This is a genomic window from Thermopetrobacter sp. TC1 (genome assembly GCF_000746275.1).
Classification (GTDB): domain Bacteria; phylum Pseudomonadota; class Alphaproteobacteria; order Rhizobiales; family Aestuariivirgaceae; genus Thermopetrobacter.
Genome location: NZ_JQKX01000021.1, coordinates 1 through 23,143, shown reverse-complemented (window position 1 = coordinate 23,143; position 23,143 = coordinate 1). Strand labels below are relative to the sequence as shown.

Annotated in this window: 18 protein-coding genes; 8 read left to right on the top strand and 10 right to left on the bottom strand. The window is 63.6% G+C overall.

What is annotated here, in order from left to right:
• Positions 1–116 precede the first annotated feature (116 nt).
• Both EK16_RS02980 and xseA read right to left on the bottom strand, forming a co-directional pair.
• Positions 117–332: a DUF2093 domain-containing protein gene (locus EK16_RS02980; protein WP_038034734.1), complete on the bottom strand. Its 216-nt coding sequence runs from the start codon at positions 330–332 to the stop codon at positions 117–119.
• 179 nt (positions 333–511) lie between these two features.
• Entirely contained in the window at positions 512–2,275 is a 1,764-nt protein-coding gene (xseA, locus tag EK16_RS02975; protein WP_231573581.1) for an exodeoxyribonuclease VII large subunit, read from the bottom strand.
• 217 nt (positions 2,276–2,492) lie between these two features.
• Here xseA and purD point away from each other — a divergent pair, with 217 nt between their 5' ends.
• A complete protein-coding gene (gene purD, locus EK16_RS02970; protein WP_038034631.1) occupies positions 2,493–3,770 on the top strand; it encodes a phosphoribosylamine--glycine ligase in 1,278 nt (425 codons plus the stop codon).
• A 133-nt stretch (positions 3,771–3,903) separates the two neighbouring features.
• On the opposite strand, the gene EK16_RS12375 is transcribed toward purD, so the two are convergent.
• Positions 3,904–4,197 carry a PilZ domain-containing protein gene (locus EK16_RS12375; RefSeq protein ID WP_051928841.1) on the bottom strand — a complete coding sequence of 98 codons (294 nt, stop codon included), beginning with the start codon at positions 4,195–4,197 and terminating at the stop codon, positions 3,904–3,906.
• A gap of 292 nt (positions 4,198–4,489) precedes the next feature.
• Between EK16_RS12375 and EK16_RS02960 the strand changes: the two genes are divergently transcribed.
• From EK16_RS02960 to dprA, 5 genes are all read left to right on the top strand, one after another.
• A complete protein-coding gene (locus EK16_RS02960) occupies positions 4,490–5,434 on the top strand; it encodes an AEC family transporter (RefSeq protein ID WP_038034628.1) in 945 nt (314 codons plus the stop codon).
• A gap of 137 nt (positions 5,435–5,571) precedes the next feature.
• Positions 5,572–6,555, top strand: a complete 984-nt coding sequence (locus EK16_RS02955; RefSeq protein ID WP_051928840.1) for an aspartate carbamoyltransferase catalytic subunit — start codon at positions 5,572–5,574, stop codon at positions 6,553–6,555.
• A complete protein-coding gene (locus EK16_RS02950) occupies positions 6,552–7,898 on the top strand; it encodes a dihydroorotase (protein WP_081910198.1) in 1,347 nt (448 codons plus the stop codon). Before EK16_RS02955 ends, EK16_RS02950 begins: the two co-directional genes overlap by 4 nt.
• 24 nt (positions 7,899–7,922) lie before the next feature.
• Positions 7,923–8,543, top strand: coding sequence for a glycerol-3-phosphate 1-O-acyltransferase PlsY (plsY, locus tag EK16_RS02945; protein ID WP_038034625.1), 621 nt, complete (start codon positions 7,923–7,925; stop codon positions 8,541–8,543).
• Between the two features lie 102 nt (positions 8,544–8,645).
• Positions 8,646–9,791 carry a DNA-processing protein DprA gene (dprA, locus tag EK16_RS02940; protein WP_038034623.1) on the top strand — a complete coding sequence of 382 codons (1,146 nt, stop codon included), beginning with the start codon at positions 8,646–8,648 and terminating at the stop codon, positions 9,789–9,791.
• Positions 9,792–9,837: 46 nt separating this feature from the next.
• Here the strand turns inward: dprA and shc are convergent, their stop codons facing one another.
• From shc to EK16_RS11320, 7 genes are all read right to left on the bottom strand, one after another.
• A complete protein-coding gene (gene shc / locus EK16_RS02935) occupies positions 9,838–11,787 on the bottom strand; it encodes a squalene--hopene cyclase (protein ID WP_038034620.1) in 1,950 nt (649 codons plus the stop codon).
• Between the two features lie 123 nt (positions 11,788–11,910).
• Complete coding sequence (locus EK16_RS02930) at positions 11,911–13,398, bottom strand: hydroxysqualene dehydroxylase (RefSeq protein WP_038034616.1); 1,488 nt, start codon at positions 13,396–13,398, stop codon at positions 11,911–11,913.
• A 145-nt stretch (positions 13,399–13,543) separates the two neighbouring features.
• Positions 13,544–14,416, bottom strand: a complete 873-nt coding sequence (hpnD, locus tag EK16_RS02925; RefSeq protein ID WP_051928839.1) for a presqualene diphosphate synthase HpnD — start codon at positions 14,414–14,416, stop codon at positions 13,544–13,546.
• Positions 14,417–14,420: 4 nt separating this feature from the next.
• Complete coding sequence (gene dxs, locus EK16_RS02920; RefSeq protein WP_038034612.1) at positions 14,421–16,346, bottom strand: 1-deoxy-D-xylulose-5-phosphate synthase; 1,926 nt, start codon at positions 16,344–16,346, stop codon at positions 14,421–14,423.
• Positions 16,347–16,652: 306 nt separating this feature from the next.
• The gene (locus tag EK16_RS02915) at positions 16,653–17,816 is read right to left on the bottom strand and encodes a glycosyltransferase (protein ID WP_038034728.1); all 1,164 of its coding nucleotides are present in this window, start codon (positions 17,814–17,816) and stop codon (positions 16,653–16,655) included.
• Positions 17,813–18,706 (bottom strand): squalene synthase HpnC, encoded by an 894-nt coding sequence (hpnC, locus tag EK16_RS02910; protein WP_081910197.1) that lies wholly within the window; start codon positions 18,704–18,706, stop codon positions 17,813–17,815. Before hpnC ends, EK16_RS02915 begins: the two co-directional genes overlap by 4 nt.
• A 96-nt stretch (positions 18,707–18,802) precedes the next feature.
• Positions 18,803–19,717 (bottom strand): alpha/beta hydrolase, encoded by a 915-nt coding sequence (locus tag EK16_RS11320; protein WP_156098455.1) that lies wholly within the window; start codon positions 19,715–19,717, stop codon positions 18,803–18,805.
• A gap of 256 nt (positions 19,718–19,973) precedes the next feature.
• Here EK16_RS11320 and EK16_RS02900 point away from each other — a divergent pair, with 256 nt between their 5' ends.
• A complete protein-coding gene (locus EK16_RS02900) occupies positions 19,974–21,077 on the top strand; it encodes an ABC transporter substrate-binding protein (protein ID WP_038034607.1) in 1,104 nt (367 codons plus the stop codon).
• Positions 21,078–21,286: 209 nt separating this feature from the next.
• Positions 21,287–22,339, top strand: coding sequence for a phosphate ABC transporter substrate-binding protein PstS (pstS, locus tag EK16_RS02895; RefSeq protein ID WP_038034604.1), 1,053 nt, complete (start codon positions 21,287–21,289; stop codon positions 22,337–22,339).
• Positions 22,340–23,143 lie beyond the last annotated feature (804 nt).

Below are 23,143 nucleotides of genomic sequence, written 5' to 3'. Positions count from 1 at the left end.
CGCCGCAAAAGGCTGAAATCCCGCAAAGAGCGGTTCGCGCCGGCGGACCGCTCTTTCCTTTTGCTGTCCGGCAGCAACCCGGATACAACAGATGAAATACAGAAAGGGAAAGCTGCTCAGCCTTTCTTGGCCTTGAGCTCCTGATGGCGTTTCAGGGCGATTTCGGCAGAGGCATAGGCTTCCTGCCGCTCCACCGACCAGTAGCGCAGCGTTTTTAAGGGAATGGGCCGGCCGGTGACGGCGCAGCGCACGAAGTCTCCCTGTTCGAGGATGTCAAAATCCGCATCCAGGAACCGTACCTTCGCTTCCTTGCCCAAAACAGTGGCGGTCATGTCGTTTCTTTTGTCCATGGCCTCTTGATAGAGCGGGGCGTCGTGTTTGCCAAGCGCTTCCTTATACCCACCTGCATCATGAACCACCCACCGCCCCGCGCCCCACCCAACCCCCAAATTATGAGACAAGGGCCTGGGCGGGGGCGCGGGGCGATTTCACCGTAAAAGGCCGCGGACGATCAGAAGAGCGAGCCCTGGGCATCGTCATCCCCCCTGCCGCGGCGGCGGGAAGGGCGCTTTGGTCTTGAAGCCTCCGCCCCGGACGAAGAGGGTGAAGAGGCGCGCTGTTTTCCGCCGCTGCCGGCAATGGCCGGGATCGTGCCATCAGAGAACTGAAGATGAAGCGGCATGCCTTCCGTAATGTCGCGGGCATGCCGGAGCACATGCCCGTCCTTGCCATGGCGCACCAGCGCAAAACCGCGCGCAAGAACGGACTGATGCGATAGCGAAACAAGCAGCCGTGCAACATGGGCAAGCTGGTGCTTTTCGGCATCGAGGCGGGCCCTGGCGGCCTGATGCAGGCGCTGGTGCACGGCCTGCAGGCGCTCGCGGCGATGGGAAAGGGCGGTGGTGAGCAGATGGGGCTTGATGGCGCCGGCGGCATGCATCAGGCGCAGGCGCTCTTTCTCCGTTCTGCGCCGCAGGGCGAGGATCAGCATATGCTCCCGCTTCTGCAGGATCTGGCGGGCTTCGGCGATGCGCCTTTGCACAAGGCGCGGATGCAGTCGCGATAAGGTGCGGGCAAGCCGCACATGCAGCCCCTGCAAACGGGCATGCAAGGCTGCGTGCAGGCGCATGCCGGCATGATCCAGGTGCTGGCGGGCCATGGCGAGAATGTCCTCCGGCCGCGGCAGCGCGCGGGCGGCGGCCAGAAGCCTCTGCCGGCGATGATCAATGCCATGGCGCACGCTTCTGAGCAGGCGGGCACCGGCCTCCTGCACCCAGGCGAGAAGCTCCGCCCGCACCGGCACGGCCTTTTCCGCCGCCGCCGTTGGCGTGGGGGCGCGCCAGTCCGCGGCGAGATCGATCAGGGTCCAGTCGGTCTCATGCCCCACGGCGGAAATCAGCGGGATTTCGGACGCCGCTGCCGCGCGCACCACGATTTCCTCGTTGAACCCCCACAGGTCTTCCAAAGAGCCGCCGCCGCGGGCGACGATGATGAGATCGGGGCGCGGCACGGGGCCGTTCCTGCTCAGCGCGTTGAATCCGGCAATCGCCTGTGCCACTTCCTCAGCACAGGTCTCGCCCTGAACGCGCACGGGCCAGACGAGGACACGGCGCGGAAAACGATCGGCCAGCCGGTGCAAGATGTCGCGGATCACCGCCCCGGTGGGCGAGGTGACCACGCCGATGATCCGCGGCAGGAAGGGCAGGGGCTTCTTGCGCGAGGCATCAAACAGCCCTTCCGCGGCCAGCTTCTTCTTGCGCTCCTCCAAGAGGGCCATGAGGGCGCCGATGCCGGCGGGTTCGATGGTCTCGATAATGAGCTGATACTTGGACTGGCCCGGATAGGTGGTGATGCGGCCGGTGACGACCACTTCCAGCCCCTGTTCCGGCTGAAAGCTCTGGCGCCGCGCCGTGGAGCGCCACATGACACAGGCAAGAACCGCCTTGTCGTCCTTCAGATCGAGATAGACATGGCCCGAGGACGGCCGTGAAACCCGCCCCACCTCGCCGCGCACGCGCACATGGCCGAAGGTGTCCTCCATGGTGCGGCGAATGGCGTTGGAAATGTCGGAAACGGTGTATTCCACCACATTGCCCACCCGCGGCAGGGGCTCCGCGGCGGCCTGCATCATTGCCGGCGCCGGCATCATGGATTCAGCAGGCGGCTCGGCGAGAAGGCTCTGCCGTTCGTTGCGTGTGTTCGCTGAGCTGGCGTCTGGTGTCTCATCCTCGAGTATCTCGCCGGTGATCGGATCGATGCGGGGCGTATCGGCCATGGAGCGTTCTTTCCGGTCGTTTTTTTAAGAGGCGTTAGGGAGTCGGGTCCTTTCGGCCCTTGCCTGGTTTGCTGCGAATGTATCATAGTGCCGGCCGGAAGGGACAGGCCTGCCCGTGCCTCTTTCCATGAACGGAAAAAAAGCGCCTCGGTCGGAAACGGTGCTGCAGGGGCGCGGTGCAGGGCCAATTGGTATCCGGGGAGGCTTGGTGTCAGCCATGAATATTCTGCTCATCGGTTCCGGTGGCCGGGAACATGCCCTGGCCTGGAAACTTGCCGCCTCGCCGCGGATCGGCACGCTCTTTGCCGCGCCGGGCAATGCCGGTATCTGCGAAGAGGCCGAATGCGTCTCGCTCAATGCGGATGACTTCGCTGCCGTGGCCGATTTCTGCAAGCGCAACGCGGTGTCCCTCGTCGTGGTGGGGCCGGAGGCGCCGCTGGTGGCCGGTATTGCCGATGCCCTGGCCGAGGAGGGCATTGCCGTTTTCGGGCCGAAAAAACAGGCGGCGATGCTTGAGGGCTCAAAGAGCTTCACCAAGGAGATCTGCCGCACATATGGCATTCCCACCGCCGATTATGCCGTCTTCGATTCGGCCGAGGCGGCCCTGGAGCATCTTCAGCGCACCGGCGCGCCCATTGTGGTCAAGGCCGACGGGCTGGCGGCGGGCAAGGGCGTGGTCGTTGCAGACGACATGGAAACGGCTGAACGCGCCATTCGCGATGCCTTTTCCGGTGCCTTTGGCGCGGCGGGCGCGCGCGTGGTTTTAGAGGAAAAGCTTGTGGGCGAGGAGGCCTCCTTCTTTGCCCTCTGTGATGGGACAACGGCATTGCCGCTTGCCACCGCGCAGGATCACAAGCGCGCCTATGATGGCGATACCGGGCCCAATACCGGCGGCATGGGCGCCTATTCGCCGGCGCCGGTGATGACAGAGGCGATGTGCGCCCGCACCATGGACGAGATTGTCCTGCCCGCTTTGAAGGCCATGCAGGATGCGAAGACGCCTTATGTGGGCGTTCTCTATGCCGGTTTGATGATCACCGAGGACGGTCCAAAGCTGATCGAGTTCAACGTGCGCTTCGGCGATCCGGAGTGTCAGCCGCTGATGATGCGGCTCAATGACGATCTTGTCGATCTCATCGAGGCGTCCGTGAATCATGATCTCGCCGGGGGCACGGTGCGCTGGTTGCCGGATGCGGCGCTGACGGTGGTGATGGCCACCAGGGGCTATCCCGGCGCCTATGAGAAGGGCTCGGTCATCGAGGGTGTTGAAGAGGCCGATGCCATGGAGGGCGTGAAGGTCTTTCACGCCGGCACGCAGCGGGATGCGGACGGAAACCTCATCGCCGTGGGCGGGCGGGTGCTGAATGTCACCGCCCTTGGCGCCACCATCGCGGAGGCACAGAAAAAGGCCTATGCGGCGGTGGAGAAGATCCGCTGGCCGGAAGGCTTCTATCGGCGTGACATCGGCTGGCGTGCCATAAAGCGCGGGCTGTGAAGCGAATGACAAGCGCCTCAGCCACCGTCTGACGGCTCACAGACAAAAGGCCCTGCCGGAAAATGCCGTGCAGGGCCTTTTGCAATCATGTGTTCTTTCGCAGCCGGTATGGGTGCTTAAAAATGCCCGTGGATCACACGGCATCAAGGAACTTCACGCCGATCTGCCCCGGATCGCGCCAGACCACCTCGCAGGGCCGCTCCCGCCCGTCCATGGGGAAATAGAGCTGAAACTGATGCGGCACCAGGGCCACCTCGGCAAGCTTCAGACGGGCGCCGCGGGAGGAGATGTCGCGCACCCGACAGGTCAGCGTGGAGCGGCGGTCATTGAAGATGATGTAGGCTTGCTGCAAGACGCGATAACGCGGGGTCTTGCGCCGTTCCTGGCCTTGTGGCGGCACATGGGCCCGTGGTGCATAGACGTTCATCGTCCTGGTCTCCGGTTGTTCCCTGTCGAACGCGTCTGCCCCCTTTTTGCAGGCATGGCAGGTGGTTGGTCTCGTCCCGTTTCCATGATGCCAAAGACCTCTTAACCCGCGGTGAAACGCAAGGCGGGCATTTGACTCAAATTGCACGAAATAGGAGATGCGGCGGCAGAGCTCCATGCCTTGCATGGCAGGAAAAGCCCTTATGCATGCGTTTCATGAAAAGGCGTGATAGCTGTCTGTGAAAGGCTGTGCCATTCAATTCCGATCATCAGGAGGGGCAGGGGCGCAAGCCATGCTGAGCATTCTCGCTTCCATCGTGCCGGTGCTGCTGCTCATCGCGCTGGGCTTTGCCCTGCGCAAGAGCGGGCTTGTGCCGCGCGAGCAGTGGCGGGGCATGGAGAGCGTCTGTTACTGGATCCTGTTTCCTGCGCTCCTGATCGTTTCCCTGGCGCGCGCGAAGCTGGACTTTGCCGCCCTGGCCAGCTTCTCTTATGCGCTGCTGGCGCAGGTCATCAGCGCCACGGTGCTGTTGTGGCTTGTGCGGCGGCCTGTCAGCCGGGCCTTGTCCATGTCCGGACCCACCTTTTCCTCCCTGTTTCAGACAGTGACGCGCTGGAACGGCTTTCTGGCCATGGCCGTGATCGACAAGCTCATCGGCGCGTCCGGCATTGCACTTCTGGCGGTGGCCTTTGCCGTGATCATTCCCTATCTGAACGTGGCCAACGTCATGGCCATTGCTATCTCGGTGGGGCGCACGCCGCCAACGCCGGCTTCCATCGTGCGCGAGCTTGCGCGCAATCCCTTCATCCTTGCCATTCTCTTTGGCCTGCTTGTGCATTTCACCGGCATCAGTCTGCCCGATCCGGTGATGACGGCGCTTGATCTGCTCGGGCGCGCGGCGCTTGGCATCTCGCTTCTGATCGTTGGCGCGGGCTTGAGCTGGCAGGCGGTGGCTAAAGCGCACAAAGGAGTTTCGGCCTCGGTCATCCTGCGGCTTGTAGGCATGCCGAGCCTTGCGCTGTTCTGGGGCTTCGTTTTCGGCATTTCCGGCGTGGCGCTTGTGGTGCTGGTGATGACGGCGGCGGTGCCCACGGCGGTCAACGGTTACATGCTGGCGCGGGCCATGGGCGGCGATACCGATTATTACGCCGCGGCGGTGACGGCGCAGGTGATGGCCTCGGCGCTTACCATGCCCCTGTTCATCTGGCTGGCTATGAAACTGGGCGGTGTTGGGTGATCGGTTGAAAAGCGCCCATCCCCTTCTTGCCGGGTGGGGGGCGGAGCGTTTAGGTTTCCTGAAGATCAGGTCAATCCGCCATGAAGCCGGTGCGGATCCTGGTTGGGCGGTGAATGAAGCCAGGGGCTTGAGCGACAATGCAGGATGCGCTCACCGATGAACGCGCGCCGATCCTTAAGGGGCGGCATCTGCTGGGCGTGGCAGATCTCACCATTGAGGAGATCACGGCCCTGCTTGATCTGGCCGAGCATTATGTCGCCGTCAACCGCCGGCGCAAAAAGCGGCTGTCCATCCTGGAAGGGCGCACGCAGATCAACCTGTTCTTCGAGCCTTCCACGCGCACGCAGAGCTCCTTCGAACTGGCCGGCAAGCGCCTCGGGGCCGATGTGCTCAACATGGCGGTGAAGGTCTCCTCCATCACCAAGGGCGAAACCCTGATCGACACCGCCGTTACCCTCAATGCCATGGGGCCGGACCTTCTCGTGGTGCGGCATCAGCATTCCGGCGCGGTGGCGCTTCTGGCGCAGAAGGTCTCCTGCGCGGTGATCAACGCCGGTGACGGCCGGCACGAACATCCCACACAGGCGCTCTTGGATGCACTTACCATCCGCCGCCACAAGGGCCGCTTTGAAAACCTGATCGTTGCCATATGCGGGGATATCCTGCATTCACGCGTGGCCCGCTCCAACATCCTGCTTCTGCAAAAGCTGGGGGCGCATGTGCGTCTGGTTGCGCCTTCCACGCTGCTGCCGCCAGATGCGGAGCGGCTGTGCCCTGACGTGCATACCGACATGCGACAGGGGCTCAAAGGTGCGGACGTGGTGATGATGCTGCGCTTGCAGAAAGAGCGGATGAACGGCGCCTTCATTCCCTCCACCCGGGAATACTACCGCTTTTTCGGCCTGGATGCGGACAAGCTGGCGGTGGCAAAGGAGGATGCCATCGTCATGCATCCCGGGCCGATGAACCGGGGGGTGGAGATCGCCTCGCGCATCGCCGATGGGCCGCGTTCGGTGATCCGCGAGCAGGTGGAGATGGGTGTGGCCGTGCGCATGGCGGTTCTTGATGCACTGGCGCGCAATGAAAACGTCGGGCAAGGAGAGGGAGGCGAGGCACGATGAGCGCATCCATGCATCTGCCGGTGGATCCCGCGCGGCGCGCCTTCATCAACGCCCGCCTCGTTGATCCGGCAAGCGGCTATGAAGGCCCGGGCGGTGTGCTCATCGAAAACGGGCTGATCCGCGCCGCCGGGCCGGAGGTGACGGCGGATGCGGTGGGCGATGCCGCCCTTGTCGATTGCCGGGGGCTCATCCTGCTGCCCGGGCTCATTGACATGCGGGTGTTCACCGGCGAGCCGGGATACGAACACCGCGAGACTTTGCGCACCGCCTCGCTGGCGGCGGCCGCGGGCGGGGTGACGAGCATGATCGTCATGCCCGATACCGATCCGGTCATCGATGATGCCGCCCTTGTCGATTTCATCCTCCGGCGCGCGCGCGATACCGCCATCGTGCGGGTGGCGCCCATGGCGGCCATCACCCGCGGGCTCAAGGGCGAGACGATGAGCGAGATCGGCCTGTTGCGCGAGGCCGGTGCCGTGGCGCTCACCGACGGGCGGCGCGGTGTGGCTTCCGCGCGGGTGCTGCGGCGGGCCATGGCCTATGCCCGCGATTTCGACATGCTCATCTGCCAGCATGTGGAGGATGCCGATCTCGCCGCCGGTGGCGTGATGCATGAGGGCGAGCTGGCCGCCCGTTTGGGCCTGCCCGGCATTCCGCCGCAGGCGGAGGTGATCATGCTGGAGCGGGACATCCGCCTGGTTGAGCTTACCGGCGCGCGCTATCACGCCATGCAAATCTCCTGTGCCGAATCGGTGGAGGTCATCCGCCGGGCCAAGGCGCGCGGGCTGCCGGTGAGCTGCGGGGTGTCCATAAACCATCTCTTGCTCAACGAGCATGACATCGGCGCCTGGCGCACCTTCTTCAAGCTCTCGCCGCCCTTGCGCAGCGAGGCGGACCGGCAGGCGCTGGTCGCCGGTCTGGCCGATGGCACCATCGACGTCATCGTTTCCAGTCACGATCCGCAAGGGGCGGATTCCAAGCGGCTGCCCTTTGCCGAAGCCGCCTTCGGCGCCATTGGCCTGCAAACACTGCTGTCTGCCGCCTTGAGCCTTTATCATGCCGGCGCCATATCGCTGTTGCGCTTAAGCGAGGTTACAAGCCGCGCCCCGGCGCGCCTGCTTGGCATCGAGGGCGGTACGCTTGCGGCGGGGGCTCTTGCGGATTTCGTGCTGGTGGATCCCGAGGCAAGCTGGCGGGTGACACCGGAGAGCCTGCTGTCTTCCGCCAAGAACACGCCGTTCGAGGATCGGGTTTTTGAAGGCCGGGTTGTGCGCACGGTCGTGGCCGGACGAACGGTGTTCTCCCTTGATTCCGTGGAAAATGGGCAGACGGCTTTCAGCTAAAAGAGATCGGTCAAGTGCGGGAGCGTGACGGTGGGCATTGGTCTGTTTGATATCGCATGGTTTCTGCTGGGCTATCTTGCGGGGTCCATTCCCTTTGGCCTGCTGCTGACCAGACTGGCCGGCAAGGGGGATGTGCGCCGCATCGGCTCGGGCAACATCGGCGCCACCAACGTCCTGCGCACAGGCTCGAAAAAGCTGGCGGCGGCAACGCTGCTTCTGGATATGCTGAAAGGGCTGGTGCCGGTGCTGCTGGCGCACATGCTCATGGGCCTGCCGGCGGCGATCATGGCCGGCGCCGGCGCCTTTGCCGGGCATGTGTTTCCGCTGTGGCTGAAGTTCAAGGGCGGCAAGGGGGTTGCCACCTATATCGGCATTCTCTTTGGTCTTTACTGGCCCTTGGGGCTTGCTTTCATCATCATCTGGATTGTCATGGCGGTGCTCTATCGCATCTCCTCACTCTCCGCGCTGACGGCGGCTTCGCTCATGCCGCTGATCACCACGCTTCTGGGCCATGCCGAGCTTGTCTATTTTCTCTTTGTCATTGGTGTGGCCATCTTTCTTACCCATCGCGAGAACCTCAATCGCCTCATTCGCGGGCAGGAGCCGCGCATCAATCTCGGCGGCAAAAGGGATGAAGAAGGCTGATCACCGCCGCCTGAACCCCCGGCTTTGCAAGCCGGCTTCCGTTCTTGCAATCTCCCCTGAAAGTCGTATCGTACCCGGCAAGGCAACGTGCGAGGGAGAAATATGGCGGAAACGCCGGGTGTTCTGCTCGATGATGAACAGCGGCTGGCCTGGCTGCGCCTGTCACGCAGCGAGAACGTGGGGCCGGTGCTGTTCTATCAGCTCATCAATCGCTATGGCAGCGCAACAGAAGCGCTTGAAGCCTTGCCGGAGCTTGCCCTGCGCGGCGGACGCAAGCGGCCGCCCCGCATCTATCCGCGCGAGCGGGCGGAAAAGGACATGCAGGCGGCAGCACGCCTGGGCGCGCGCTTCGTGGCCCGGGGCGAGGCGGGCTATCCCGTCTGGCTGCGACATATCGACGGGCCGCCGCCGCTTTTGTGCGTGAAGGGGCGGCTTGAACTTGCCGAAAGCCCGATGCTGGCCATGGTCGGCTCGCGCAATGCCTCCGCCGCGGGGCTGACCCTGGCGCGGCGGCTGGCGGCGGAAGTGGGGCAGGCGGGATATGTGATCGTCTCCGGCCTTGCCCGCGGCATCGATACCGCCGCCCATGAAGCGGCGCTTGAGCGCGGCACGGTGGCGGTGCTGGCCGGCGGCATCGATCATGTCTATCCGAAAGAAAATGCCGCGCTCATGGCGCAGATCGGCGAGAAGGGCCTGCTGATCACCGAGATGACACCGGGCACGGTGCCGCGGGCGGAGTTCTTTCCGCGGCGCAACCGGCTGGTCTCCGGCATGGCCCTGGGCGTGGTGGTGGTGGAAGCGGCCATGCGCTCCGGCTCCCTGATCACGGCCCGTTTCGCGGCGGAGCAGGGGCGGGAGGTCATGGCCGTGCCCGGCTCGCCGCTGGATCCGCGCGCGGCCGGCACGCTGAAGCTTCTGCGCGAGGGCGCAACCCTGGTCACATCCGGGCGCGATATTCTGGAGGCCATCGCCCCGCTGGCATCCCGGCCGCTTCCCGATGCGCGGCCCTTGCGCGACACGCCGGTGCCGGAGGGCGGTCATGCCGCCGCGCCGCCGGAGGAGGAGCCCAGCGGCGATCTGCGTCAGAGGGTGCTGTCCCTGCTGGGGCCGGGCGAGACGGAGCTTGATGATCTCATCCGCGAGGCAGGGGCGCCGCCGGGGCTGGTGATCGCCACCATCATGGAACTGGAGCTGGCCGGCCTTGTCCATCAGCCGCTGCCCGGCCGCATCGCCCGCCTTTCCGCCTGAGCTGCCGAAGGGGCAAAAGCGCCTGTGTCTTTCCGCCCAATCCGTCTCACATGCCCCAGGGCACGCGTTTTTCGTTGGCGGTTTTCAGCCTGGCATAGCGGGCGAGCGCCCAGATGGGGAAATAGGCGGCATAGCCGTGATAACGCAGATAGAACACGCGCGGAAATCCCACGGCCGTGAACAGCTCCTCCTGCCAGCGCTCGTTTTCGCGCGGCACCGCTTCCAGATAGGCCACCGCGCGCTCAAGCGCCGGGTCGTCCACTTCGCCCGCCGCCATCAGGGCCAGCATGGCCCAGGCCGTCTGTGACGGCGTGGAGGCGCGTGGCGGATCATCGCGATGCTCCGGCCAGTAGCTGCGGCCATCCTCGCCCCAGCCGCCGTCCGGCTGCTGCCTGGCCTTCAGCCAGTCCACCGCCTTGCGAATCCAGGGCTGGCTCATATCCTCGCCACAGGCGTTGAGCGCGCAAAGCACCGACCAGGTGCCATAGATGTAATTCGTGCCCCAGCGGCCGAACCAGGATCCGTCCTCCATCTGCATGGCCCTGAGAAAGGCAATGCCGTTGCGGATCACCTCGTGATCGCGCGGCATGCCGGTCTGGGCCAGGAAGGACAGGCAGCGGGCGGTGACGTCCTCCGTCGGCGGATCGAGCAGGGCACCGTGATCGGCAAAGGGAATGGAATTGAGGAACTCGGCATTGTTGTCGATGTCAAAGGCGCCCCAGCCGCCGTTACTGCTCTGCATGCCGATGATCCAGCGGCGGGCGCGGTCGATGTGATCGGCGTAGCGCTGTGCATCGACGCGGTGCAGCAGCATGCCGACAACAGCAGTGTCGTCCACATCGGGATAGTAATCATTGCGATACTGAAAGGCCCAGCCGCCGGGGGCGAGATCGGGCGCGTTAATGGCCCAGTCGCCCTTCACCTCGGTGATCTGGCGTTCGGCCAGCCAGTCACAGGCGGCGCGGATGCGGGGATCATCGGCAGGTACGCCGGCCTCCAAAAGGGCATGGGTGGCCAGCGCCGTATCCCATACCGGCGAGACGCAGGGCTGACAATAGCGCGGGCGGCCGCCGCGCTCTTCCTTCGGCGGTGTGAGCAGGCGGCGCACGGATTCGCGGGCGGTGCTGTAGTCCGGATGCTCAGGCGGCACGCCAAGGACATGCATGGCCATGACGTAATTGGCCATGGCGGGGAAGATGGCGCCCAGCCCGTCCAGCCCGTTGGCGCGTTCACGGCAGAAGGTCATGGCCCGCTCCAGCGCCCGCCGCCGGAAGGGCAAATGCGGCAGCACGTGTTTCTCAAGCGGATGCAGAAGCTTGTCGAGCCAGAGGAAGAATTCGCCCCAGGCGCTGCCGGTGGGATTGGTCTGCCATTGGGTGCGCACTGATGGCGGCGTGCAGAACAATTCCTGACAGTGCGCGCCGGTGGGATTGGCCGCCAGCGGCCGGTGGGCGGCGATGACCAGAAGCGGCGCAATCACCGTGCGCGACCAGTAGGACATTTTCCAGATGTTCACCGGAAACCACTTTGGCATCAGCATGAGCTCCGCCGGCATGGCCGGCGTGCCATGCCAGGGGATCTGCCCGAACAGGGCGAGCAGATAGCGGGTGAAGACGTTGGACTTCTCCGCGCCGCCATGAGCGAGAATGGCCTTGCGCGCGCGCACCATGTGCGGGGCGTTGACATCATCACCCAGGATCTTGAGGGCGTAATAGGCCTTCACCGAGGCGGACACATCAAAGGGCCCTTCGTGAAACAGCGGCCAGCCGCCGGTCTCCTCGGACTGGATGGCGCGCAGGTATTCTCCCAGTTCCGCCTCGATCTCCGGTTCGGGATCGCCGATGAAGTGATTGAGGAAGATGTATTCGGCCGGAATGGTGGCATCGGCTTCCAGCTCATAGACGAAATGCCCGTCCTCATGCTGGCGTGCCAGCAAATGACGGGCTGCGTCCTCGGCCATGCTGTGGGCCCGACGAAAGGCCGGTTCGCTGGTCATGAACCTCTCCCTGTTCCGGGATGACTTAAATTCGCTTGCGTTCTCTTGCGCCAGGCGGCCGGCGCGTCAGGCAAGTGGCATGAAGGCGCAATCCGGCAGCCCGTTCTGTCGTTGCCCGCGCTTCTAGCACGCCGTGCGCGCAATCGCCAGACGCGCCGCTGTCTCGCCGGAGCGGGCGGCGGATTCAAGCGTGGCGGGCAGGCCGGTGTTCACCCAGTCACCGGCAAGGAAGAGATTGGAAAAGCCGACATCGGCCGGTGGACGCCTGGCCGATTGGGCCGGCGTGCACAAGAACGTGGCGCGCTTTTCCGCAATCACGCGCACCGGCGGCATGGGATCCTCGGCCAGGTTGAACACGGCCGCCACATCGCGCCAGCAGGCGCGGGCGATGTCTTCCCGCCTTTGCGCCTGCAAGGCTTCGGCTGCGGAAACGGTTACGGAAATCAGCGGGCCACGGCGGAAAATCCACTGGGCCGTGCCGTCAATCACGCCGAAAAAGCGTTGTGCAACATGTTCCGCCCTCTCTTCGGACACACGACACGACGTATGCATCGTCATACCGGCGAAAGCCGGTATCTCAGGCCATTTATTCATGCGTTTGTGGTGAGAGACCCCGGCTTTCGCCGGGGTGACGTGGATGATGGCAGCATTGTGTCGTGTCGTGTGCTCTTCGGATAAGCGGAAATGCACATTGACGATGGGCGAGAAACGGTCAGGCGCAGGAATGGCGGGCAGAAGCCGCCTTGCCGTCCACGGCGGCACGGCGAGAATGACGCAATCGCGGGAATTCAGCCGTATGGTTTCGTCATCAAAGATCAGGGCGTTGATGCGGTGACCATCGGTCTCGATTGCCCGCACGGGGTGAGAGAGGCGCAACGTGAAATGTTCATCCCGTTGTGCCCGCTCGCAGAAGGGATCGGCAAGGAGGCCGGACAAACCGACATCGGATAAAAGGGGCAGGAGGGCATCGGCGCCACGGCCGAACGTCTCCAGCAGCACCCGGCGCAAGGGCGCGGGATCGGCTTGATTGGGCGGGGTGTTGAGCACGGCGATGATGAACGGCTCCCAGAAGAGGCGCCACAAGGGGCCGGTTTTCTCAAGGCGGGCGGCGAGCTTTTGTGGATCGGTGGTGAAAAGGGCGGCTGTCGATTTCAGATAGTCGGCCAGATTTACGCGCGGGGTGCAGGAAGAAGGCGAACCCTGCCAGCGCAGGCGCAGGAAAGGGCCAAGGACCTTCTCGATGCGCAAGGTGATGTGACATCCGTTTCTCCGGTCAAACAGAAAAAAGGCCGGATCCGGCGGCGGTTTAAGGTGCGTGCGCGTGCCCAGCCGGTCCAGTAGACTGAGGACCGCATGATTGGCGGCAAGGATGAGGTGCGTGCCATTGTCGATGGTGCAGTTCAGGTGCGGATCGTGAAAGGAGCGGGCGCGCCCGCCGGCAAACCGCGCCGCCTCGTGCACGACGACGCGCCGGCCTGCTTCTCGCAATGCAAGCGCAGCCGCCATGCCGGCCACGCCGGCGCCAATGATGTGCACACAGCCTTCGCGCGCGTGATGCGGGGTAGGGGGCATGATGATCTTCCAGCGCTTTCCGTTTGTCTGCGAGGCCATGACAAGCCCCGCTCCTTGTGATCCGCAAGCCGATCATACCGGCTTTGGCACAATGGCACAGAGGAATAAGGGATGCGTGTCGTTTTATTAAAAGCCAGGTTGAATACTTTTCAGCAACACATTGAAATAAACAAATCTTTCATTTTCAGGCGATGCCGGCCCAGACCGAAAGGGCAATGAGCATCTTTTCCCAGCGGGGCACAAGGCGATTCGGGCGGCAGGGATTGGCCAGCTCCTCATCGGACAGGGCGCAGAGGCGGCGAAATTCCTTTTCATAGACCTTCAGCATGATGCGCGCAGCGCGCATGTCCGCCTCACAGCGCTCGATCAAGGCATGGGTGCGCACAAAATGGGCCGCCGCCTTGTCAGCCAGCTCCCGCCACAGGGGCGCAAAGCCGGGCTGATTCATCACCGCCTGCGGATCGCGCCAGTCTATGCCGTGCTTGTCCAGAAGCTCCCGCGGCAGATAGAGACGGCCCAGGGCGGCATCCTCGGGCACATCGCGCAGGATATTGGCAAGCTGCAGGGCCCGCCCCTGATGATGGGCCACCTCGCGGCCAAGATCGCCGCGCTCGCCAAAAATGCGCACGGAAAGGCGGCCCACCGCCGAGGCAACACGGTCGCAATAAAGGTCGAGGGTTGCCATGTCCGGCGCGACGATGGGGCCATCGGCATCCATCTCCATGCCGTCGATGATGGCGAGAAAGTCTTCCCTTCGCAGGTCGAAAACGGGAATGGCCGCGGCAAGGGCGCGGGTGATGCTCTCCTCGCCCTGACCCTTGTCATAAAGGATGTCAATCCGCCGCCGCCAGCGCTGCAGGCGCTCGCGTTTCTCCCCAGGCAGGGAGAGGGGATCATCCGCGATGTCGTCCACCCTGCGGCAGAAGGCATAGAGCGCAAACATGGCCTGCCGTTTTGGCCGCGGCATCAGGCGCATGGCCCAGTAAAACGAGCTGGAGGCCGCCCGGGTGATGCGTGCCACGTCCCTGAAGGCCGAAACGGCACCGGTGGCGGCCATGGCGTCACCTCTTGCCGGTGAGGGGCACGACGTTGGTTTCGGCGAGCCCCAGGGCGGAAAGGGCCTCATGCACGATGTGCGGCGCGGTCAGGCCGGCTTCCTCATATTGCTCGGCCATGGAGGCATGGGGCAGGAACCGGTCCGGCAGGGTCATCGGCCGCACCTTGACATGCGCCAGCATGTCGCGCCGGGCAAGATGCTCCAGAACATGGGCGCCAAAACCGCCCATGGCCCCTTCCTCAATGGTGATGAGCACCTCATGCTCCTTGGCCAGCCGCTCGATCAGGGCCACGTCCATGGGCTTGGCGAAGCGGGCATCGGCCACGGTGACGGAAATGCCATGCGCCTCGCGCAGGATGCGGGCGGCGCGCAAGGCCTCCTGCAGGCGCGTTCCCAGCGAGAGGATGGCCACCCGTTCGCCTTCCTGCAGGATGCGGCCGCGGCCGATGGGCAGGATCTCGCCGCGCTCGGGCAGATCCACGCCCACGCCCGGTCCGCGCGGATAGCGAAAGGCAATGGGCCCGTCCTCATAGGCCGCGGCGGTGGCGACCATGTGCATCAGCTCCGCCTCGTCAGCGGCGGCCATGACCACCATGTTGGGCAGGCAGGTGAGATAGGTGATGTCGAAACTGCCGGCATGGGTGGCGCCGTCATTGCCCACCAGGCCCGCCCGGTCGATGGCGAAACGCACCGGCAGGTTCTGCAGGGCCACGTCATGCACCACCTGGTCATAGCCGCGCTGCAGGAAGGTGGAGTAGATGGCAGGGAAGGGCTTGTAGCCCTCCGCGGCGAGGCCGGCTGCAAAGGTGACCGCATGCTGCTCGGCAATGCCAACGTCGAACATCCGCTCCGGAAAACGCTCGGCGAACTTGTCCAGCCCCGTGCCGGAGGGCATGGCCGCGGTGATGGCGACGATGCGCTCGTCCCGCTCCGCCTCCGCAATGAGCGCGCGGGCGAAGACTTCGGTATAGGTGGGCGCATTGGGCCGGGAGACCTTCATCTCGCCGGTCTTGGGATCAAAGGGCGCCACCGCGTGATATTTCTCGGGATGATCCTTGCGGAAGGGATGGCCCTTGCCCTTCTCGGTCACCACATGCACAAGCACCGGGCCCAGCTCCTTGGCATCGCGCACGTTCTCGAGAATGGGCACCAGCGTGTTCAGGTCATGCCCGTCGATGGGGCCCACATAATAAAACCCCAGTTCTTCAAACAGCGTGCCGCCCAGCACGATGCCGCGGGCATATTCATCGGCGCGGGCGGCGGCCTCCCTGAGCTGACGGGGAAAGCGGCTGGCGATCTGCTTGGCCAGGTCGCGCAAGGTGAGAAACGGCCGCGAAGAGACCAGCCAGGAGAGATAGTTGGTCAGCGCCCCCACGGCGGGCGCGATGGACATGCCGTTGTCATTGAGCACAACGATGAGGCGGGTGTCCGTGGCCCCGGCGTGGTTCATGGCCTCATAGGCAAGGCCGGCGCTCATGGAGCCGTCACCGATCACGGCAATGACGTTGTTGTCGCCGCCTGCGAGATCGCGCGCGGTGGCCATGCCGAGCGCGGCGGAAATGGAGGTGGAGGAATGGCCGGCGCCGAAGGGGTCATAGGGGCTTTCCTGCCTGTTGGTGAAGCCGTGCAGGCCGCCCTTCTGGCGGATGGTGCGGATGCGGTCACGCCGGCCGGTGAGAATCTTGTGGGGGTAGGCCTGATGGGACACATCCCAGATCAGGCGGTCCTTCGGCGTCTGAAAGACGTAATGCAGGGCAACCGTGAGCTCCACCACGCCAAGGCCGGCGCCGAAATGCCCGCCGGTGATGGAGGCGGCATCAATGAGCTCGGCCCGCAGCTCCTCGGCCAGTTGCGGCAGCTTCTCCCGGGGCAGGGCGCGCAGGTCCTCCGGCGTGCGGATGGTGTCAAGGAGTGGCGTTTCGTGTGTCATGTCGCTCATCAAGCCTTCAGCATGTCGATCCGCTCACGGAACATGACGCGTATTCATCTCCGGGCGGACATCGCTCTTGCCTGATTGCGAGGCTGCCCGGCTGCAGGAAGACGCCGTTCCTCCTTCGCCCTGTCTCCTTTCATGGGAATATGGCGGCAAAGGGATTTTTGCAATGCCGGAAAAGCGCATTTCATGAGAATTGCGGAATTTGTGCGCAATTTTTGCGCGTGAAGGGAAGCTTCGCTGTCCAGTGGGCCAAAATTCCCTGCCGGAAAGAGGAAGGCTGCCTGGCCCTTTTAGGCCTGTTCAGGACGGCGAATCCCGCCAGCTGATTCCCTTGCCGCGGTGATGATCGAGGGCCGAAGAGAGCGTGATCACGCCATAGAGCACTGCCGCCACCGGCAGTGTGAGGCTCCAGAAACGGGCCAGATCATAAAAGCGGATCACGGGCAGCATGCTCGCCGTCATCAGGCCGAAGGCGACAAGCCCGGTGAAATGCGCCGCCGCATCGCCGAAGATGAAGCCCAGCGCATAAAGCGCCGGCAAGACGAAGGCAAAAAGGAGTCCCGCAAGCGACAGAAGCAGCAGCAGAGGCGAATAGGCAAGCTGCGCATAGGCCGAGCGGGCGATCATGCGCCAAAGATCGGCAAGATCGGGATAGGCGCGCAGGGAGCGGGACACTTCCGTCAGCCCCAGCCACAGCCTGTAGCCCCTGTCCTTCACCTTCCGCGCAATGGCACAGTCATCAATCACCGCATCATGCACCGCGGCAAAGGCGCCGATATCCTCAAGCACCTCCTTGCGCAGAAGCAGGCATCCGCCGGCGGCCCCCGCGGCATAGCGATCCGGCCGCATCACGGCCCGGGGCGGATAGAGCAGGAAGAAGAAATAGACAAAGGGCGGGATGAGCAGTTTTTCCCACACGCTTTCGCAATGCAGCCGCACCAGCGCCGAGACGAGATCACGCCGCTCTCCTTCCGCCAGATGCACCAGCCGGCGCAAGGCATCGGCATCATGCCGGATGTCGGCATCGGTCAGCCACACATAACGCGCCTGTGACAGGCGGGGATCGGCCTGCACATGCTCATATCCCGCCTGCAGGGCGGCCATCTTGCCCATCCATCCGGCAGGGCGCGGCGGCGCATCGATGGCGGTGAGGCGTTCGTGGGAAGTTGCCGCCATCTCGCGGGCGATCTCAGCGGTAGCATCCGTGGAATTGTCATTGATGACGATCACGTGAAAATCGCCCGGATAATCCTGCGCCAGCAGCGAGGTGAGGGCGACTTTCAGCGTCTCCTCCTCATTGCGGGCCGGCACGAGCACCACCACCGAAGGCCAGCGCCCGCCGCGCAAGGGGATCATGCCGGCGGCAGGCAGGCGCACATCCATGCGCCAGAAGCCATGCCAGAAGAACACGAGCACGATCCACACAATCAGCAGCACCGTTCCGAGCAGGGCAACAGCACTCATGCCTTCATCCCCCGCAAAAGGCCCTTCAAGGCGCATTTCACATAATCGAGGCGGGAAAGCCGCACCCGCTCCGTCAGCGGATCGCGCCGCGCCAGCGCCTCAATGAGGGCATCGGCGATTTCAACAATCACCGCCGATTCAAGCGCCAGGCGTCTGGAATGCAGACGCGCCGGCAGCAGCCGCGCCGTTTCCATCAGGGCCCGCGTGCCTTCAAGGCAGCGGTTGACAACCGCGCGCAGCGGCGGCGAAAGGGCCTGTGCCTTCAGCATCTCTTCCGCCGCACCTTCTTCCGTCATCCACGCGCGGGGCAGGTAGATGCGATCTAGCGCGCGATAGTCCTCGCCGCAGTCCTGCAGATGATTGATCACCTGCAGCGCGGTGCACAAGGCATCGGACGCGGCAAAGGCGGCCTCATCCGTTTCACCATGCAGATGCAGCAAAAACCGCCCCACCGGCGCGGCCGAATAGCGGCAATAGTCCATCAGGTCATCCCAGGTGTCATACCGGTTCTGGGTGACATCGCGGCGAAAGGCAATGAGCAGGTCGGTGGCGGTGGAAAAGGGCACGCCGGTGGACAACAGGCTGTCGCGCAGGCGCCAGGCCACGGAAAGCTCCGGATTGTCCCGCCCCATGGCCCCGGCCAGCGCAAGCTCGAGCAGATCAAGGCGCTTGAGCTTCTCGTTGGCATTGAGGCGGGGATCGTCGGCAATGTCGTCAATGGCGCGGGCCCAGGCATAATAGGCCGCCACATGCGGGCGCAGATCGGCCGCGATCAGCCATGAACCGACGGGAAAATTCTCCGTCTTCTCCGACTTGCCCGAGGGCGCAAGCACAGGGCTGTGCGCAGGGGCCTGCCTTTGGGGTGCGGGCCTGTTCCCGGGAGTGGTCATTGGCTTCTCGCCCGGCCTGATCGGTTGACACGGTTTTCAACAGTGCGGGCGGGTTTATGGGAAAACACAAGGCCCAAGGAAAGGCGCCGCGCTTTCTCAGTGTGCCGCCCGGTCCGTTTCAGTGCATAGCCGTTCGGCCGCGCGGGTCAAGATGCCGGCGGGTTCGGCAAGGCCGTCGAGAATGCTCAAGTGATCGGCATCATCAATGACGGCATGCGCAATATTCACCCCACAGGCCTGCCAGGCCTCGGCCAGTGACAGGCTCTGCCGGCGCCAGGCCTCCGCTTCGCGCCCCCCGACACAGACAAGAAAGCGCCGGGATTCGACAACCGGCCACAGAAGCGGCGAAGCGGCATGGCAGGTGAGGGTATCGAGCTTCAGCCTCTCCTTCAGGGAGGTGCCAAGCAGGGGCCGCAGATCATAGATGCCGGAAATGCCCATGCCGGCGCTGACCACCTCCGTGCCGAAGCCGCGCGCCTTCCAGTCGGTGGCGACAAGGCAGGCGGCGAGATGGGCACCGGAGCCATGGCCGATGGCCACCAAAGGCCGCGCCAGACGCCGGAAGAGATGCGCGGCCATCTGCCGCACATCGCCGATCAGGGCGTTAAGATCCGCTTCCGGGCAGCTGCGCATGCCGATCACGGCCACGGGCACGCCGTGAGCAAGCAGGCCGGCGGCCATGTGGCTGAAGGTCTCGCGGGCTTGGCGCTGCCAGAAGCCGCCGTGAATGAACAGGGCCACCGCCCGGCCCGCATCCTTCTGCGGCCAGAAAAGGTCATAGGCGTGGTGGGGATGATGACCATAGATGGCATCCAGCTCTGCCCGTCCCTCGGCCATCAGGCCGGAGCGAAAGGCCAGGGCCTCGCGCCGCAGGCGGTTCCAGGCCGCCTCGGCCTCCGCGCCGGCGGCTTCCGGCCCCTCAGCGGCGCCATATGCCTGTTCCAGGTCCATGAGCGAAAACTCACGCAGGCTCGCATCCTGCGGCTGCGCCTCCTTGCACGCCTCGTTCACCACACGCACTCCGTCTGATTTTAAGTCCGTCTCGCCGCTGACCGTTTTTCGGCAGCGTGCCGTTTTTTGCCGTCATGGTGCCAGAGAAGGGTTGAAATTTGGTTCCGGGCGAGCCGGTGAATTTATCCATCGCCCAATTCGCCAACAGCCGCCTGCCTCTGCCAGCACTGGCGAGGAAGACTTGCGAAGGGGCGGGCTTTGGCGCATAAGGGCGGCGCCATCTCGTGTTCCGGGGCAAATAGGGGAGATCGAGCCGATGCGTGCACGCCGCAGTCGTCCGTTTCATGCCGCCGTTTCCCGCCGCCGCTTTCTTGCGCTGACGGGCGGGCTGGCCGCCGCCTTGCGCTTTTTGCCACAAGGGGCGCAGGCGGAAGAGGAAAAGAAGCTCAACTTCTTCAACTGGGACACCTACATCGGCGAGACGACGTTGGACGATTTCCGCAGGAAAACCGGGATCGTCGTCAAGATGGACCTGTTCGCCGACAACGATGAGCTCATGGCCAAGCTCAAGGGCGGCAATCCCGGTTATGACGTGATCGTGCCTTCCAACGACTATGTTGAGCGCATGATCAAGGCCGGCATGCTCATGCCGCTTGATCACGGCAAGATCCCCAACTTCCGCCATTTCGAGGAGCGCTTCAAGGACGCCGCCTTCGATCCGGGCCGGAAGTATTCCGTCACCTACATGTGGGGCACGGTGGGCATCGGCTATCGCAAATCGAAGGTGAAGGGCGTGCCGGACAGCTGGAAATATCTTTATGATTCCGATACTTATGCCGGGCGCATCGCCCTGCTTTCCGAGCCGGGCACGGTGATCGGTCTGGCGCTCAAATATCTGGGCTATTCCTTCAACGACACCGATCACGCCCATATCGAGGAAGCGGCCAGGCTCATCATCCGCAACAAGAAGAACATCAAGACCTTCGCCCCCGACAATGGTCAGGACCTTCTGGCGTCCGGCGAAGTGGACCTGGTGCAGGAGTGGAATGGCGATGTCCTTCAGGTCATGGAGGAGGATGACGACATCGCCTATGTGGTGCCGAAGGAAGGCGCCATCATCTGGCAGGATTGCCTGTGCATACCCAAAGGCGCGCCGCATCCCGAGAATGCCCACGCCTTCATCAATTTCCTCTGCGATCCGAAAATCGCCGCGCAGAACGCCCTGTTCATCCAGTATGCCACGCCGGTCGCCACGGCGAAGGAGGTGATCCGCACCATGGAGGGCGGCAAGGACTATCTCTCCAACCCCGCCATCTTCCCGCCGCCAGAGGTGATGCAGCGGCTGGAGGAGAGCAAGTATCTCGGCGAAGAACACGCCCGCCGCATCCAGGAGGCCTGGACGCGCATTCAGGCGGCCTAAACACACCCCGTCACGTTCGGTGAGGGCAGGGGAGATCCCCTGCCTGCTCTTCCCGGCGAGGGAAGCATCGGCGGGTGTGGCAAGAAAGCCTGCGGATACAATCTGCGCCCGGTGAAGGCGAGGGGGCCTTTCCAGAGCGTGTCCTTTCCTGTAATGCATGCGCCAAGGGCTCTTTCAAGCAGAGGGCAACGACAGGGAGACGCATTCTCATGAGACGTCTGTTCACTGCCGCGCTGGCCGGTCTGGCCATGAGCACGCTTGCTGGCCTGGCCCATGCCGAGGTGAAGACCATCAATGGTGCGGGCGCCACCTTTCCCTATCCCGTCTATGCCAAATGGGCCGAGGCCTATTACAAGGCCACCGGGATTAAGCTCAACTATCAGTCCATCGGCTCCGGCGGCGGCGTGAAGCAGATCAAGGCAAAGACGGTGGATTTCGGGGCGTCGGATGCGCCGCTGAAGCCTGAAGAACTGAAGAAACACGGGCTCTTTCAGTGGCCGCAGATCATGGGAGGCGTGGTGCCGGTGGTGAACATCCGCGGGCTGAAATCCGGCCAGCTCAAGCTTTCACGCGAGGTGCTCGCTGGTATCTATCTCGGCACCATCCGCACATGGAACGATCCGAAGATCGCCGCGCTCAACCCGGGGCTGAAGCTGCCTTCGCGCAAGATCACGGTCGTGCACCGCTCGGACGGCTCCGGCACCACCTTCATCTTCACCAATTATCTCGCCAAGATCAGCCCCGTGTGGAAGGAGAAGGTGGGCTTCGGCAAGGCCGTCTCCTGGCCCACGGGCATTGGCGGCAAGGGTAACGAGGGCGTGGCCTCTTACGTGAAACGCATTCCCGGCGGCATCGGCTATGTGGAATTCGCCTATGCCCTGCAGAACAAGCTGACCACGGTGCTGCTGGAAAACCATGACGGCAAGTACGTGGCGCCCACTGCCGAGACCTTTCAGGCCGCAGCCGCCAATGCCGACTGGGCCAGGGCGGAAGGCTATTATCTGATCCTCACCGATCAGCCGGGCGAGAAAAGCTGGCCGATTACGGGCGCTTCCTTCATCCTCGTGCACAAGGTGGCGGAGAAGCCGGAGCGCACGAAGGCGGTGCTGAAATTCTTCGACTGGGCCTTCAAGAACGGCAGCGAGATGGCGCTGAAGCTGCATTACGTGCCCATGCCGGAGAATGTGGTGAAGATGGTGGAAGAGAAATGGGCCAGCGAGATCAAGGACACATCCGGTAACCCGGTGTGGCCTGCGCAATGAGCGCCTGAACATTGTCCCGCCATTCCGGCCCATTTCGTCATACCGTAGAGCAGCCGGTATCTCGTGCAACGGACTCATGCGTCTGTGGCACGAGATCCTGGCGAAAGCCTAATGATGTCCAATTAAATTGCTTTGTGTGTTGCGAATGATTTTCGCTACGAAGAGCGTGATTGTTAACATGCTACGCAGATGCCTTTATCTAGGCATTTTTTCCCCCTTGCCCAAACTTGGGCGGTTGTTATTTTTGTATTGAGTGTCAATTACTTACGTCATACCCGGGCTTGTCCCGGGTATCCAGGGGCGGTTTACACATGCGGTGATGGCAGTCAAGAACGGTTCTACCGGGCTCTATCCTCAGAGAGGAACTTCCTTTCAAAAAGCATACGGTTCAGATCAAGCCTGCTGGCGGGCGCCATCGCCCACCAAAAACACCTTATCCTTGGCCCTGGATTGCCGGGACAAGGTGTTCAGCCCGGGGACATGGTTTACGCCTGTTCGGAGACATGGTTGACACATTATAGGGCGCAAAGGCGGGGTGGGTTCAAGGTCGGGGTGGACCGGTGATGGAGAGCGAGAGGGGGGTGTTTCACAGGGCCTTGCCTGTCAAGGATGAAACCGCTTGCGCGGCGGCCCTTTAGGGCCGTCCTTGACAGGCAAGGGCCTGTGAAAGAATGCTTTGAGAGACGCCAATGGCGAAGACTTCGCCATTGGCGTGTCCTTGCAAACTCGAAGGGAGGCGCAAAAAGTCACCACAGGAGCGGCGTCCGTCGCCCTCAAGAGCGCGTTTTGCCCGTTCGCAGGTCG